Annotated in this window: 14 protein-coding genes; 10 read left to right on the plus strand and 4 right to left on the minus strand. The window is 45.1% G+C overall.

Features of this window, described 5'->3' with window-relative positions; genetic code table 11:
• Window positions 1–13 precede the first annotated feature (13 nt).
• Window positions 14–1,582 (plus strand): lysine--tRNA ligase, encoded by a 1,569-nt coding sequence (lysS, locus tag V7R55_RS04400; RefSeq protein WP_334057663.1) that lies wholly within the window; start codon window positions 14–16, stop codon window positions 1,580–1,582.
• A gap of 23 nt (window positions 1,583–1,605) precedes the next feature.
• Here the strand turns inward: lysS and V7R55_RS04405 are convergent, their stop codons facing one another.
• The 3 genes from V7R55_RS04405 to V7R55_RS04415 are packed head-to-tail and all read right to left on the minus strand — an operon-like array spanning window position 1,606 to window position 3,933.
• Complete coding sequence (locus V7R55_RS04405) at window positions 1,606–2,547, minus strand: ketopantoate reductase family protein (RefSeq protein WP_334057665.1); 942 nt, start codon at window positions 2,545–2,547, stop codon at window positions 1,606–1,608.
• Window positions 2,548–2,605: 58 nt separating this feature from the next.
• Window positions 2,606–3,373 (minus strand): pseudouridine synthase, encoded by a 768-nt coding sequence (locus tag V7R55_RS04410; protein ID WP_334057667.1) that lies wholly within the window; start codon window positions 3,371–3,373, stop codon window positions 2,606–2,608.
• Window positions 3,373–3,933 carry an Hpt domain-containing protein gene (locus V7R55_RS04415; protein WP_334057669.1) on the minus strand — a complete coding sequence of 187 codons (561 nt, stop codon included), beginning with the start codon at window positions 3,931–3,933 and terminating at the stop codon, window positions 3,373–3,375. The genes V7R55_RS04410 and V7R55_RS04415 overlap by 1 nt, the downstream gene beginning before the upstream one ends.
• A 336-nt stretch (window positions 3,934–4,269) precedes the next feature.
• Between V7R55_RS04415 and V7R55_RS04420 the strand changes: the two genes are divergently transcribed.
• From V7R55_RS04420 to V7R55_RS04445, 6 genes are all read left to right on the plus strand, one after another.
• Window positions 4,270–7,140, plus strand: coding sequence for a M16 family metallopeptidase (locus tag V7R55_RS04420; protein ID WP_334057671.1), 2,871 nt, complete (start codon window positions 4,270–4,272; stop codon window positions 7,138–7,140).
• Between the two features lie 74 nt (window positions 7,141–7,214).
• Window positions 7,215–8,813: a glutamate--cysteine ligase gene (gene gshA, locus V7R55_RS04425; protein WP_334057673.1), complete on the plus strand. Its 1,599-nt coding sequence runs from the start codon at window positions 7,215–7,217 to the stop codon at window positions 8,811–8,813.
• Window positions 8,814–8,880: 67 nt separating this feature from the next.
• Entirely contained in the window at window positions 8,881–9,519 is a 639-nt protein-coding gene (locus tag V7R55_RS04430; protein ID WP_334057675.1) for a transglycosylase SLT domain-containing protein, read from the plus strand.
• A gap of 362 nt (window positions 9,520–9,881) precedes the next feature.
• Window positions 9,882–10,340 (plus strand): hypothetical protein, encoded by a 459-nt coding sequence (locus tag V7R55_RS04435; protein ID WP_334057677.1) that lies wholly within the window; start codon window positions 9,882–9,884, stop codon window positions 10,338–10,340.
• A 125-nt stretch (window positions 10,341–10,465) separates the two neighbouring features.
• Window positions 10,466–10,885 (plus strand): hypothetical protein, encoded by a 420-nt coding sequence (locus V7R55_RS04440; RefSeq protein ID WP_334057679.1) that lies wholly within the window; start codon window positions 10,466–10,468, stop codon window positions 10,883–10,885.
• Window positions 10,886–11,067: 182 nt separating this feature from the next.
• Entirely contained in the window at window positions 11,068–11,193 is a 126-nt protein-coding gene (locus V7R55_RS04445) for a hypothetical protein (protein WP_334057681.1), read from the plus strand.
• Between the two features lie 21 nt (window positions 11,194–11,214).
• Here V7R55_RS04445 and smrB read toward each other — a convergent pair whose 3' ends face one another.
• Complete coding sequence (gene smrB, locus V7R55_RS04450) at window positions 11,215–11,865, minus strand: endonuclease SmrB (protein WP_334057683.1); 651 nt, start codon at window positions 11,863–11,865, stop codon at window positions 11,215–11,217.
• Window positions 11,866–12,017: 152 nt separating this feature from the next.
• Between smrB and prmB the strand changes: the two genes are divergently transcribed.
• The 3 genes from prmB (at window position 12,018) to V7R55_RS04465 (ending at window position 15,429) form a co-directional block, all read left to right on the plus strand.
• The gene (gene prmB, locus V7R55_RS04455; RefSeq protein WP_334057976.1) at window positions 12,018–12,953 is read left to right on the plus strand and encodes a 50S ribosomal protein L3 N(5)-glutamine methyltransferase; all 936 of its coding nucleotides are present in this window, start codon (window positions 12,018–12,020) and stop codon (window positions 12,951–12,953) included.
• Between the two features lie 9 nt (window positions 12,954–12,962).
• Complete coding sequence (aroC, locus tag V7R55_RS04460) at window positions 12,963–14,060, plus strand: chorismate synthase (RefSeq protein ID WP_334057685.1); 1,098 nt, start codon at window positions 12,963–12,965, stop codon at window positions 14,058–14,060.
• 151 nt (window positions 14,061–14,211) lie between these two features.
• Window positions 14,212–15,429, plus strand: a complete 1,218-nt coding sequence (locus V7R55_RS04465) for an MFS transporter (protein ID WP_438823572.1) — start codon at window positions 14,212–14,214, stop codon at window positions 15,427–15,429.
• The last annotated feature ends 7 nt before the right edge of the window (window positions 15,430–15,436 follow it).

Genomic DNA, 15,436 nt, shown 5'->3' on the forward strand with positions numbered 1-15,436 from the left:
GAAGTGAAAGGTTATGACTGACCAACAAACAGACGATAACAAATTGATTGCAGAGCGCCGAGCTAAGCTAAGCGCTATTCGCGAGCAGTGCCGTGCGAACGGTTTCCCAAACAGCTTCCGTCGCGAAAACTATGCGGATGAGCTTCAAGCTAAGTTCGGTGAATTCGACAAGGAAACGCTGCATGAGCAGGGTAACAAGGTAAGCATTGCCGGCCGTATCATGGCAAAGCGTGGTCCTTTCATGCTGCTTCAAGATATGACAGGCCGCATTCAGGCATACGCAGATAAAGACACGCAAAAAGCCCTTAAAGCAAAATACGGTGCGCTGGATATTGGTGACATTATTGGCGTAGCGGGCGACTTGCACAAGTCAGGTAAAGGCGACCTATACGTAAACGTGGAACAATACGAGCTGCTTACTAAAGCACTGCGTCCATTGCCAGAAAAATTCCACGGTTTGAGCGATCAGGAAACTAAGTATCGCCAGCGTTACGTTGACTTAATTACCAGTGAGCAAACCCGCAAAACCTTCATGATCCGCAGCAAGATTGTAAGCGGCATTCGCAACTATCTTACCGAACGTGACTACCTAGAAGTAGAAACACCGATGCTACAGGTTATTCCAGGTGGCGCGACGGCTAAGCCATTCGTAACGCATCACAATGCGCTAGACATCGATATGTACTTGCGTATTGCGCCAGAGTTATACCTTAAGCGTTTAGTAGTTGGTGGTTTCGAGCGTGTGTTCGAAATTAACCGCAACTTCCGTAATGAAGGTTTATCAACGCGCCACAACCCAGAGTTCACTATGCTTGAGTTCTACCAAGCATATGCAGACTACAATGACCTGATGAACCTTACAGAAGATATGCTGCGTACTCTGGCCGAAGATATTCTTGGTACAAGTATCATCAAAAACACAACCAAGGACGCTGAAGGTAACGTAACGTCTGAAGTTGAATACGATTTTGGTAAGCCGTTTGACCGCTTAAGCATGGGCGAGGCTATTCTTAAATATTGGCCAGAAGCTGATGAAGCCGCTATCCGTGACCCGGAAGCTAACCTAGATGCGCTTAAAGCGATGGCAAAACAGCTTCACATCAAAGAGCCTGAAGTTGACGGTATTTGGGGTGCAGGTAAGTATCTTTGTGAAATCTTCGAAGCAACAGCAGAAGAAAAGCTAGAGCAGCCTACATTCATTACAGAATACCCTTGGGAAGTATCACCGCTTGCCCGTCGGAATGACAACAACCCATTCATTACCGATCGCTTCGAGTTTTTCGTAGGCGGGCGTGAGTTAGCAAACGGCTTTAGCGAGCTGAACGACCCAGAAGACCAGGCGGAACGCTTCGCGAAGCAAGTTGAAGAAAAAGATGCAGGCGATGATGAAGCTATGCACTTTGACGACGATTACATCCGTGCCCTTGAATACGGCTTACCGCCAACAGCGGGTGAGGGTATTGGTATCGACCGTCTAGCGATGTTGTTTACCGATAGCTCTACCATTAAAGATGTTATCTTGTTCCCACACATGAAGCCTCAAGCGCCAAAAGATGGGCAAGAAGCGGGTGAGCAAGAGTAAAAACGGTTATAAATGCTAAGGCTTTAAACACTTAGCGCTTTAACACGCTCTACCAAAAGGGTGTTCTCGGGAACGGGGATACCCTTTTTCTTTGCCATTTCCACAATATAACCATTAATGGCATCGATTTCTGTTCGCCTGCCGTGGACCACATCTTGGTGCATGCTGGAGTAGTTTTCACCTGTTGCTTTGGCTACCGACAGTACGTTTTCATGGACTGACCGCGCATCGAAATCTAGCCCGTACGCTTTCGCTACCTGTGTGAACTCGTTGCAAATAGCAATACGGATTTGTTCAAACTCAGTGTTACCAATGTGCTTATTTTGAATATTGTGAAGTGCCGTTAGTGGATTAATTACGGCATTAACGGAAAGCTTGGTCCATAGTGCTTTTAAAATGTCACTTTGGTATTGCACGGGCGGGAGCGCACTATCTAAGGTAGCAATTGCATTTGCAAGCAACGGTGCTACTTGAAAAAGGTCTGCAAGCTTTTGAGGTGATGGTTTATCTACATTAGGCGCGCCAACTTGCGTTGCCCCTAGCCCAGTAGACTTCACATAAAAATCGCCGCTCAATGTACTTTCTTTTAACGCGCCATGACTCGTTGTAGCAAGAAGCAGCGGATAATCAACGCCTAACAAATCTCGTGCAGCCTCTAGCCCGCCCATACCGTTGTGCATCAGCACAACCGTCGGTTTTTGAGTGAGGTAGGGAAGCCATTGTATTAGAGCAGCGTTAAGTTGATACACTTTAAGTGGGAGTATTAACACATCACCTTCTTCAAGAACGACAGGCGCTGGCATAGCGGCTTTTAGTGCAATGCTTTGACCATCTTGCCAACGTGCGCAAGCCGGCATGGTCCTAATATTTCTGGGGTAGCAATCATACGGCACGCCATTTTTATGAGCACTCGCTGCAATTAAACTTCCGATGGCACCGCCACCGACTATGTGTAGTTTTCCCATTAATATTTATCAAATGTTGTATTAGGTTGCTGTTGTACTTATGCGGAACTGGTTTATCTTAATGACGCTCTTCTAAAGATTCGGACAAGAAGCGCCCTGGAATTGACGGCCATGGGTAAGAGTCTGGTGCACTAAGCTCCTTGACCCAAGCGCGTACGTCTTCTTGGTTAATTACTTCGCCTGTATCAAAAGGTGCGGTTACCGCTAATTCACCTTTGGATAAAGGAAGGCGCAAGTGCCAAGCATGAAGGTAGAGCCTGTCTGATGCCGCACCGCCGTATAGTGTATCACCCAAAATAGGGGCCCCGACGCTTTTAAGCGCGACGCGAATTTGATGGGTTTTCCCTGAATGAGGTTTAACGACAAAGCCACGAGTTCCGGGTTTAGCTGCGCTACTGAAAAATTGAGTTATCGCTGGACTTTCCTGGGTTTTAAGCAAAATACGCTGGCCGCCGCGACGATTTTTCATATCGCCGATTATTATGCCCTGTTTCTTTTTCGGTTTGCTTCCGCTTAAGGCTAAGTAGTATTTGCTGACCCGTCTTGATGAAAAAAGTTCGCCGATTTCTGCCGCCACAGTAGCATTTTTAGCCAAGCATAAGCATCCTGAGGTACCGGTATCCAAACGGTGGCAAAGGTGCAATTCTTCAACGGCGAGCTGCTTTTTTAAAACAGTAACAATGCCGTCTACCTTTCCTGCTTTAACGCCTTTAGTTGCCTCTTGTTTTACGCCAGTGTCGTCGACAGCGTCGTGCATGGCAACGCCAACAGGCTTATTAACGACAATAAGATCAGCGTTTTCAAAGAGGATAGGGATCTGCAGCACTAGCTATTTTCTAACTCTTCGATTGCGTCTTCGTAATCTAGTTCGTCGACTGCATCGATAATAGCCGTGCGTTTTTCTTGCGGTAAGGCAAGAGCATCTAGCCATTCGTCCAGCTTATCCTGGGCAATAAACTCACTGGCTTTAAGTGCAGCCAATAGCTGCTTTCGCGCTTGTTCAGCGGCTGCGCCACTTGCAGGAGCTGAAGCGGTAACCTCTGGCTCTGTGATTAACGCATCTACCGTAGCAATGGTTTCATCTAGCACGGCGATAAAAGCAGGGTATTCATCAGCTACCCGCCCGTCGTTTCGAAAGCTACTTTCAACCGGCTTGCTGGCGTTATGAAGCGCAAACATACCTAGGTTGCCCGTTACGCCCTTGAGGGTATGAACAAGTGAATACGCCTCAGTGAAGTCACCCTTTTCAATATGCGCTTGTAAGTCAGCGTCAATAGAACGATATTCGTCCGTGAACTTACCCAGTAGGGTGAACAACAGTTTTTTGTTACCACTCAACTGTGACATTCCGAAGTCTATATCAAGTACTGTTGTTGACTTATCCATACATCTATCCTTTTATTTCGCAACTTCTTTTTGGACAACTTCTAGTCCAAACGCAAACCATTTGTCAGTTCATTCGTACCACTTAACGAATTCAACTGGCTAAAGCCTTTATTACTAAAGACTATGAAGTGTAAGTGTATTTCAGAAATACACAAATTAATACAGTCAGAACAAAGTCGAAGCAAGTAAAGCGTTAAAAAGTCTGGTAGTCTTCGAAAATTCGCTCGTGCTTATGAGATCGCAACTTCATTCTTAACCGTCAAGTTAAGTGGTTACGGCAAAGTGTTGTTAGAGTGAAGGCGAGTGAAAACATGTAGTAATTGAAAAGGAATCATCATGTCAGGAAAACTGACCCTTCGTACCTTCTTTATAGCCATAGGCGTCATTGCAGTATCAGCGTGCCAGCACGTGCAGGAAGAACAGGCGAATAGTAAATCAGGTACCGCCGCAACTACGTCAAGTAGCGTTTCTATTCCTTACGAAAAGTATACGCTTGATAACGGGCTGACCGTCATCCTTCACGAAGATCATTCTGATCCGCTGGTTCATGTCGATGTAACCTATCACGTCGGCTCGGCACGAGAAGAGATTGGCAAATCTGGCTTTGCTCACTTTTTCGAACACATGATGTTTCAAGGGTCAAAACACGTTGCTGATGAACAGCATTTTAAAGTTATCACAGAATCTGGCGGCAATCTAAACGGCACGACTAATACCGATCGCACTAACTACTTTGAAACTGTGCCGGCAAACCAGTTAGAAAAAGTGTTATGGCTTGAGTCTGACAGAATGGGCTACCTGCTAGAAGCCGTAGACCAAACTAAGTTTGAAAATCAAAGAGAGACAGTTAAAAACGAACGCGCACAGCGGGTAGACAATCAACCTTACGGGTTGCGTTTTGAGCTTAATGGCGAAGCGCTTTATCCTGAAGGGCATCCTTATTCGTGGATGACTATTGGTTATGTAGAAGACTTAGATCGAGTAGACGTAAACGACCTGAAAGCCTTCTTTAAGCGCTGGTATGGCCCTAACAATGCTGTGCTCACCATCGGTGGCGATATCAATGTAGCCAAAACTAAAGCCTGGGTGAAGAAGTACTTCGGCGAAATACCAGCAGGCCCCTCAGTAGAAGAACCTGAGCCCCAGCCGGTAACGTTAAACGAAACCCGTTATGTAACGTTAGAAGATAAAGTCCATCTTCCGCTTCTTCAAATAACCTATCCAACGGTATACGGTCGCCACGAAGATGAAGCTCCGCTTGATGTTTTAGCCGATATTTTAGGTGGTGGTAAAACTTCTTTGTTTTATAAAAATTTAGTAAAAGAGGGCATGGCAGTGCAGGCCGTGGTGTCTCACCCTTGCCGTGAACTCGCCTGTGAATTTCAGCTACTTGCCTTGGCTAATCCAGCAAAAATCACCTCACTCTCAACACTTCAAAATGTGCTGAATGAAACTCTAAAAGAGTTTGAAGCACGTGGCGTTACAGCCGATGATTTAGCTCGCACAAAAGGTAAAATTGAAGCGCGTACGGTGTTTGGCTTACAAAGTGTGTCAGGCAAAGTGTCGGCGCTTGCTGCTAACGAAACATTTTACCAAACGCCCGATTTAATAGCCGAAGATATTGCGCGCTATAACGCGGTAACGGCTGAAGACATAATGCACGTTTATAAAAAGTATATTAAAGATGCCAACAGCGTAGTGCTAAGTGTAGTGCCGAAAGGGCAGGTGCAGCTTGCTGCGGCCGAGCAGAGCTTCGAGCGCCCGGTAAGAAATATTGAGATAGAAACCACAGAGGTTACAGATGACGAAGCCTTTACCAGCGCGGCATCAAGTTTCGATAGAAGCGAAATGCCAAAGGCGGGTGAGGCACCAGTTGTAGAAGTACCTGATTATTGGGAAGCTGAACTTGCTAACGGTATAGAAATGCTTGGCGTTACCAGTACAGAAACACCAACGGTAACGTTAACGCTAGGCATGGATGGTGGCATGCTGCTAGATCCTGAAGGTAAAGCGGGAACGGCTTATCTGACGGCTTTGCTTATGAATGAAACTACAAAAAATTACAGTAACGAAGAATTGGCTAACGAGCTTGCAAAGCTCGGAAGTGCTATCCGATTCAGCACGGCTGGTAGGTACTCGCAAGTCTATGTATCAACATTAACTAAGCATTTAGATGAAACCTTAGCGCTGTTAAAAGAAAAGTTGTTCAATCCAGCATTTGCGCAAGAAGACTTCAACCGCATGAAAGAGCGTGTTGTACAGGGGCTACAGCAGCAAGCTAAAACGCCATCAAGCCTGGCGCGTCGTGCACGAGATCTTGTCTTGTTTGGTGAAGAGAATCGCGTAAGCCTGCCTGACGAAGGTACATTAGAATCAGTACAAAACATCACGTTAGAAGACGTTAAAGCGTTTTACGCCAATTATTACTCACCCGAAAAAGCGAGCATTGTTGTTGTCGGCAACTTACCGAAAGAGACCATGGTAAATACCTTAGGCTTTATTGGTGAGTGGCAAGGTAAAACCTATGAGTTCGCTGATTACAGTGACTTCCCTAAGTATGAAGAAAATCAGATATTCTTAGTAGATAGCCCTGAAGCGGTACAGTCGGTGGTATACATGGTTGATCGAAGCCTACCTTTTGATGCAACCGGCGATCACTTTAAGTCTCGTCTTATGAATTTTCCGCTAGGCGGAGCATTTAATAGCCGGATAAATCTGAACCTTCGAGAAGATAAAGGTTTCACCTATGGAGCAAACAGCGGTTTTGTGGGTGGTAAAACCCTTGGATGGTTTGAAGCAAGTACCGACCTAACCGCTGCCAATACCGGTGAAGGTATCGCTGAAATTTTAAAAGAGATTAATCGCTACCGCACAGAGGGCGTGACTGAGAAAGAAATAGCCTTTATGCGCAATGCCTTTACGCTAAGCGATGCGTTAGAATTTGAAACGCCTGCTAGCAAGGCGCGCTTCCTAAGACAGCTACTTAGCTACGATTTGGAAAAAGGCTACCGTGAAGAGCAGCTTGCCATTATCAACAATATTGATAAGGAAAAGATGGATGCGTTAGCAAAGCAATATTTGAATCTCGATAAGATGCAAATTATTGTAGTAGGTGATAAAGCTAAAATTTTGCCTCAGTTAAACGCGCTATCGATGCCAATTATCGAGTTATCAGTAGAGAGTAATACCCGAGAAACGTTAAACTGATAGATTGATTTTTGTTGAATTAACACTATTGCCCCCCATAACAGGGGGCAATATTGACATAACGGACCACCATTTTGACTGTAGACTCATCCCGTTTTGAAGCGCGCATCGCTGCGCTTAAGTCACCCGAGTTCTTAGCTGCGCTAAAAGATATTAAGCGCGGAGTAGAGCGTGAGGCCCTTCGTATAAACCCAAATGGTACGTTGGCGCAAACGCCACATCCCAAGCCACTGGGCTCTGCGCTTACTCACGATTCAATAACTACAGACTTTTCTGAATCACTGCTTGAGTTTATTACGCCGCCAGAGAATAGCAGTGCCAAAACCATCAATCAGTTAAAAGATATCCATAAATTCGTTATCGATAACATTGGTGACGAGCAGATATGGCCACTAAGCATGCCGTGTTTCATCGAAGATGAAGCCGACATTCCTATTGCTTACTTTGGTGAGTCAAATGTAGGAAAAATGAAGCGGGTTTACCGTATAGGGCTTAAAAACCGTTATGGCAGTATGATGCAGGCTATTGCTGGCGTTCATTTTAACTTTTCTCTACCTGATAGCTTTTGGAAACTATGGGCTGAACTGAACGGAAAAGAATATTCGCAAGACCAGGTTTCAGCGGATTATTTTGGGTTAATTCGCAACTATCGTCGCCTTTGTTGGTTAATACCTTATCTTTATGGCGCATCTCCTGCACTTTGTGGTTCATTCCTAAAAGGTAAAAAGCACGCTTTGCCGTTTGAGAAAGTGGGTAAAGGTACGGTTTACATGCCTTATGCCACGTGCCTTCGAATGAGTGACTTAGGCTATACCAGTGCCGAGCAATCGTCCCTTAAAATCTGTTACAACCAGCTCGATAACTACGTCAAGCTGTTGCGGGATGCCATGAATACGCCGTCTACGCGCTTCAGCCAGTTTGCTGCTGGGGATGGTGGCAATTATCAGCAGCTTAGCCGTAATATTATTCAGATTGAAAATGAGCTGTACTCGCCTATACGACCCAAGCAGCCTACTAAGTCAATGGAAAAGCCAACAGACGCTTTGGTTCGCCGCGGTATCAATTACATTGAAGTACGAGCGCTAGACGTTAATCCGTTTGCCGCAGTGGGTATTTCACAAACCCAGTTTGACTTCTTAGATGTATTTTTGGTTGCGTGTCTATTATTGCCAAGTGCTGAGCTTGATGAAACCCAACTTAACGAAGCGAAAGAGAATATGAACCGAGTGGTACTAGAGGGGAGAAATCCAAATCTAGTGCTAAAAAATGGCGGCGTAGATATTACATTACCCCAGTGGTGTACTTCTCTGTTTGAGTCTTTCGAGCAGGCCGCTGAATTACTTGATATGGCTAACGATACTTCTCGCTACGGTGAAGCAGTAAAAACTGAATTTGCCAAAGTACAAGACCCCGATTTAACGCCGTCAGGCAAACTGCTTTCTATGCTTTTAGAAAGCGACAAAGATAATGGCGTGTTGGGCTTAGAACTGGCACAAGCTTATCAAGCTGAGATGAAGTCTTTTGAATACACGGATACGGATGCTGCTGGATTTGCTGCGCAATCTGACGTGTCGTTTGCTGCTCAAAAAGAAATAGAGGCTGCTGATGTGAAAGACTTTGATACATTCATTCGTGATTATTTCGCTGAGGCCCCAGCAAAAAAAAATGCCTGACATAGGTCAGGCATCAAAGGGTTCCAGGGAAACACACATTTTACTAGAACATTAGTTAAGACAAGCTATGAACCAAAAGTTCAAAAAATTGGTTGTTTTTTTATCAACCCTCATCGTTCTTTTTCCGCTGTTTATCGCTGGGTGTGCAACTACGCCTCCTAAAGACATCAGTAATTTGTGCGAAATATTCTATGAAAAGGACGATTGGTATGATGCAGCTGCTGATGCCCGCGATAAGTGGGGTGTGCCTATACATGTTCCAATGGCCATGATGTATCAAGAAAGCTCCTTTCGTCACGATGCACTACCACCTCGAGATTATGTGTTCTTCGGGCTAATTCCTTGGGGACGTGTCAGTTCGGCGTATGGTTATTCCCAAGCCAAAACTCCGACGTGGTCTGACTATATGAGAGAAACAGATAACAGTGGTGCGGATCGTGATGATTTCGAAGACGCTATCGACTTTATGGGATGGTTTATTTACAAGTCGCAAAAAGTGAACGGTATTTCTAAATGGGACGCCTACGCACAATACCTTAACTATCACGAAGGATGGGGCGGCTATAAACGCAGAAGCTATGACAGAAAACCTTGGCTTAAGAAAGTGGCGGCAAAAGTAAAAGCCCGCTCGTTACGCTACGCGACACAACTTAAAACCTGCGAAGAGGACCTGCAAAAAGGTTGGTTTATGAAGCTGTTTAGCTAGCTTTTAAAAGTGAGTATTTATTTAGTATTAAAGACGCGGCTTGTAAGTCGCGTTTTTTATGCCAGTAACAAAATGAGTCGTAAAAGAAAAAATGAGGGATAGACGGGCGTCTATCCCTCAGCGACGCTAAGCCAAGACCGTTTTTTACCCAACGTCGAACAGGCATTTACAAGATAGTGCAAATGAGAATGATTTGCAATATCTTTTTGGTGTTGTTTTTATTTTCGTTAGGTGTCGACTTGCCCTTACGATAATTTCACATTTTGTTTGTCGGTTCTTAGGCGCTATTTTTATAACTGCCTTATACTCTATGTATAGCGATTGTTGCTCTAGCAGATTAAGGAAAGTGGTAACTGTGATTTATGGACAATGAAAAATTTAGTGCGCATGGTGATGTTAAGGCTCACTTTATCCAAGAAAGAAGAATTTTAGCTATCGACTTAAAAGGCCCTTTCAATTTAGAGTTTATCCGTAAATATCAACGGGTGGTGGGCGGCGAAAGAAAAAATATAAATGTGCCGTGTTGGGCCAGCTTAGTAAACGTTCACGGCCTAGCGCTAGCTCCCTTGGAAGCGACGGTAGATGCACAACTGATAGTGGATGAAGCCGTTGATTCAGGGCTTGTTGCCACCGCCGTAGTACTTCATGAACCAGAGGGGCTCGCACTGCAGCAAAAGTTCTGGTCTAGAATTTATGATGCATCCACACTCCCTTTCCAATTTTTTAGCGAAACACCGAAGGCCTCAGAGTGGTTGAGCGAGAAAGTTGCTTCTGCTATGCGTGCTAAGGGCGTTTATCAAAACAACAACGTTTTAAGGTAAAGATTAACAAAGTAACGCTGCAAGTGGTGCGTTTTTCTTTTTAATATCACTTTCCCAGCCTTTTGAAATGATCTAAGCATAGCGATATGTCTTATCAATTGTATGAGGCATTATAGGAGGTAACCATGAAAGGAAGTCATCATCAGTATCGCTTTTTCAACGTCAATAACGTGCTATTCGATATACCAAGCAACGTATACGACGACAGAACAGTGGACGATTGGTTTACCGCGATTGCTAAAGAAGGGGGAAAGCGAGAGCATTGGGTAATATTTTCTATTCCAGATAAAAGTTTAACAGTCACCCATACCGCAGCAGAGCAATTCTGTAATCGATTGCCTTATTTGAAACCTTACGGCTGCCTTGGCTTTTTGCTTTTAGCATCACACACTAACGCTAAAATTTTCCAACACAGTTTGAGAGCTACACCGTCTAACTTTGATGTGAAAGTGAGTGAGTCTATGGAATCGCTCTGTAGGTCTGCTGAGCTAATGTTAGGAAGTGTAAACGAGCTCAATATCTTTAATCGGTTTGGAACGCAATAGGGTTGTAATTTTGGTAAGCAATAACCCTAACTACTTTTGAAAAGGGTTAACAGCTCATCATAATTTGACATAGATCAAGCATGATAGCCGCAGTCATAAGACTAATTTTTGCTATTGATCTAGATCATAATCTTCAAGCCAAGTCTTCTCTATTATTCATTTAGCTAAAGAGGAGACTTATTATGATGTGGACTATGATGAAAGACCCAGTGGTGTGGGGCTCACTATTAGGTATAGGCATTATTATTGCGATGATGATGTATTATACCTATCTGTTCATGCACAACAGTGCAGACGAAGATAAATAGATCGCAATTCGCAGCATTGCCCTAACGTTTATTGTTTTGAAGCGGTATATCAATAAGTACTAGCAATGCTGCTTGACCGCCGTATTCGAGAGGGGCCTGATGGAAAGCACGTACGTGTGGATGCTGAACCAAGTAATGGGGAAGGGCTGCTTTTAACACGCCCTGCCCAAAACCGTGCATGACGCAGACGCAATCAATTAACTCTTTTCTTGCGGTATGAATAAGTGCTGCAAGCTCTGCTTTTGCCATTTCTCGGGTTAGCCCATGCAAATCTAGGGTCATTTCTGGCGAGTAATCGCCACGGCGCAACTGTTTCAAAATATGCGTAGACTCACCTTCTTGGCAAAAGCGCATAGGGCCCTCTTGCGGTAATGCCGCTTGATACATGTCAGAAAAATTGAAACTAGCTGCAAGTTGCCTGCTGTGTTTTAGGTGTTTACCTTTTACCTGCTGCGACTTCTTAAATAACTCAACTTGCTTATCGGGCTCTACCTTATCTTGTGACATAGGTGTGACGCCCTGCATTACATCAGCAAATGAAAAAGTCTCTTCTTCAACGCTCGATGACGGGTTTTGCTTGTTAGCGCCCTCTATCCCAGCTCGCCCTACAGGCCGCTTTGGTTCAGAAAGTTGCTTCTTTAATGCTTTGAGCTCTTTTTTAAAGGTTTTCATCAACGATAGCTTGGGTTAATACACTCGAGTTTAACGATTCAAAACGCCTAAATTATAACGAATAGAAAGATTCGGTACGTAGTTAATTATGTGAATCGGTATGAAGTTTGGGTATGATACCAGCTTTGAAATTTTTGATGTACCCAAACGCCATGACCGATAAGTTTTACCTTGAAGAAGCCATTGAAGATCTGCATACCCTGTTAGATATGACACGATGGGCAACCAGCCGTTTTAACGACGCGGCTTTGTACTTTGGTCATGGTACTGATAATGCGTGGGACGAAGCGACTAGCCTCGTTATGCAAGCCTTACATTTGCCTCACCCTATACTAGAGCAGGTGGGCGATAGCGTTATGGCGTCTCGCTTAACAAAAAGCGAGCGAGAGAAGATTGCAGAGCTTGTTTTAAAGCGCGTACAAACTCGCATGCCGTTGCCTTATATTACAAACGAGGCCTGGTTTTGCGGTATGCCATTCTACGTGGATGAACGTGTGCTTATTCCACGTTCGCCATTTGCCGAACTCATTCAAAATGAATTTACGCCTTTTGTTGAGTCAGCGCCAAATACTATTCTCGACATGTGCACAGGCGGTGCGTGTATAGCTATTGCACTTGCTCATGCATACCCTGAAGCCCAAGTGGATGCCGTTGATATTAGTACGGATGCACTAGAAGTGGCCGACATCAATATTCAGGAACACGGTCTTAGTCATCGCGTTTATCCAATTCAGTCAGATTTGTTTTCTAGCCTAGAAGGGCAGAAATACGACCTGATCGTGTCTAATCCGCCTTATGTTGACGCGGAAGACATGGCTGACTTACCTGAAGAGTATCATCACGAGCCTGAACTAGCGCTCGCCGCAGGCGACGACGGCTTAGACCTCGTGGATATTATGCTTAAAGATGCGCCAACTTACCTTAATGATGGTGGCTGGCTGTTCGTAGAAGTAGGCAACAGTGAAGTGCACATGAATGAAAGGTTTCCTGGCTTAGAAGTCATTTGGCTAGAGTTTGAAAATGGTGGTTCAGGTATTTTTGCCGTGCGCAAAGACACACTCGTACAGTATTTTAGTAGTAAGGATTAATAGTTAATTATGTCAGGTAACAGCTTCGGAAAACTTTTCACTGTAACCACGTTTGGTGAAAGCCACGGCATTGCAATTGGCGGTGTAGTAGACGGTTGTCCTCCAGGTCTTGAGATCACAGAAGAAGATCTTCAGGTGGATTTAGACAGACGCAAACCAGGCACTTCGCGCTATACCACAGCGCGAAGAGAAGACGACGAAGTACAAATTTTATCTGGCGTATTTGAAGGCAAAACAACCGGTACTAGCATTGGTTTGTTGATTAAAAACAAAGATCAGCGTAGCCAAGATTACGGCAATATTAAAGACCGCTTCCGCCCTGGTCATGCCGACTATACTTATGATCAAAAATACGGTAGCCGTGACTATCGCGGTGGTGGTCGTTCGTCAGCCCGCGAAACAGCTATTCGCGTAGCCGCTGGCGGTATTGCGAAAAAGTACCTCAAAGAAGTGCACGGCATTGAAGTGTTGGGTTATTTATCTCAGCTTGGCCCTGTTAGCGTTGATAAGGTAGACCACAGCATCACCAATACCAACCCGTTTTTCTGCCCAGATGAGTCTAAGTTAGATGCGCTGGACGAATACATGCGTGACCTTAAAAAATCTGGCGACAGCATTGGCGCAAAAGTGTCGGTTGTAGCTAAAAATGTCCCTGTAGGCCTAGGCGAGCCTGTCTTTGATAGGCTGGATGCTGAAATCGCCCACGCCATGATGGGTATTAATGCTGTAAAGGGCGTAGAAATTGGTGACGGTTTTGATGTAATCAACCAAAAAGGTAGTGAACATCGCGATACGCTAACGCCCGATGGTTTCTCTTCAAACCATGCAGGTGGCGTATTAGGCGGCATTTCTACCGGTCAGGATATAGAAGTGCACATGGCACTTAAGCCGACCTCGAGCATTTCGGTACCGGGTAAAACTATCAATAAAGACAATGAAGAGATTGATATAGTAACCAAAGGACGTCACGACCCGTGCGTAGGTATTCGTGCTGTACCCATTGCTGAAGCCATGCTGGCGCTTGTATTGATGGATCACTTGCTGCGTCACCGTGCGCAAAATGCGGGTGTGCTATCAACGACTAAGCCGATTGCGGGTCAGGCATAGCGCTTATAAGCCCAACGCCGCATTCTAACGACCGCCACATTCACGCGGTTTACAAATACGCGCAGCACTAAAAACATGCTGCGCTAATGAATTTTACTATTCGCCACTACCCGTTTTGCGCTAGTGGCGTTTTTGCATATGGAGATGTGAATTGTCATCTAATGGTCTAAACCACGCCAAAAGCGCTGATACAGGCACTAAAAGTAGCAAAGCTGCGCTCTTTATCCTCGCTATTACCTACTGGCTTTATTTCGGGCAACTTGGCGTACTTGTTCCATACTTGGGGATCTTTCTCGATGGTCGGGGTTTTTCTTCTGCCGAAATTGGTGAGCTTTTTGCCGTCATTACTCTAGCGCGTATTCTAGGCCCAGGCTTGTGGGCAGGCGTTGCCGATAAGACGGGAAACGCCATAGGCGTCATGCGTTTAGGCTGCTTGCTCACCGTACTGACTTTCAGTTCGGTGTTTTACTTCACCAGTTTCTGGGGGCTTACGCTGGCGTTCGGCCTTATGATGATGTTTTGGACAGCGGTATTGCCTCAGCTTGAAGTCATCACTATGAACACAGTGGCGAAAACCAAGGCTACCTATGGACAAATAAGGCTATGGGGAAGTGTTGGATTTATTTGCTTGACGGTAGGTGTGGGTAAGGCGCTAGATATTTTTTCTACCGATACCCCTGTGCACGCTAGTATTGGCGTACTTGCGCTTTTATTTATAAGTACCTTGTTTATACGCGCGCCGAAAGAAGCTGCGCCTGAAACGTCTGCGGCGGGAAGTATTTGGAAATATGCCAAACAAAAACCTTTCGCTATCTTTATTTTCGCTTCAGCGTGCTTGCAAATTAGCTTTGGTGCGTATTACGGTTTTTTCGCCCTTTACATGCGCGACCTTGATTACAGCGGCCAACAAACTGGCATCTTTATCGCGCTTGGGGTACTTGCTGAGGTGGGGATATTTCTGGTTGCACGCAGGCTTATTAGTCAATTTGGCGTGTGGAATTTAATGTTTGTAAGCATCGCGCTCACAGGGCTACGTTGGTATGTGATGGCGGCATTTGCTGACAGCTTTATGGTGATCGTATTAAGTCAGCTTATTCATGCATTGAGCTTTGGGTTAACCCATGCGGTATCGGTACACTTTATCCACCAGTTTTTACCTAAGGCGTATCACAGCCGAGGGCAAGCAGTGTACATTAGTGTAGCGTTTGGATTAGGTGGCGCATTGGGTAATTACATGGCGGGGCAGCAATGGCAGCAGGGCACTAACGCTTATGAGACATTCGTTACCGCGGCGGTGTTTGCCGCCATCGGCGCGCTGTCATTACTATTGTGTTCACGAAAAGAGATGGAAAGCGCGCGAGCAGCTTAATACCTCT

The sequence above is a fragment of the Alteromonas sp. S005 genome (assembly GCF_036864475.1).
Lineage (GTDB): Bacteria > Pseudomonadota > Gammaproteobacteria > Enterobacterales > Alteromonadaceae > Alteromonas.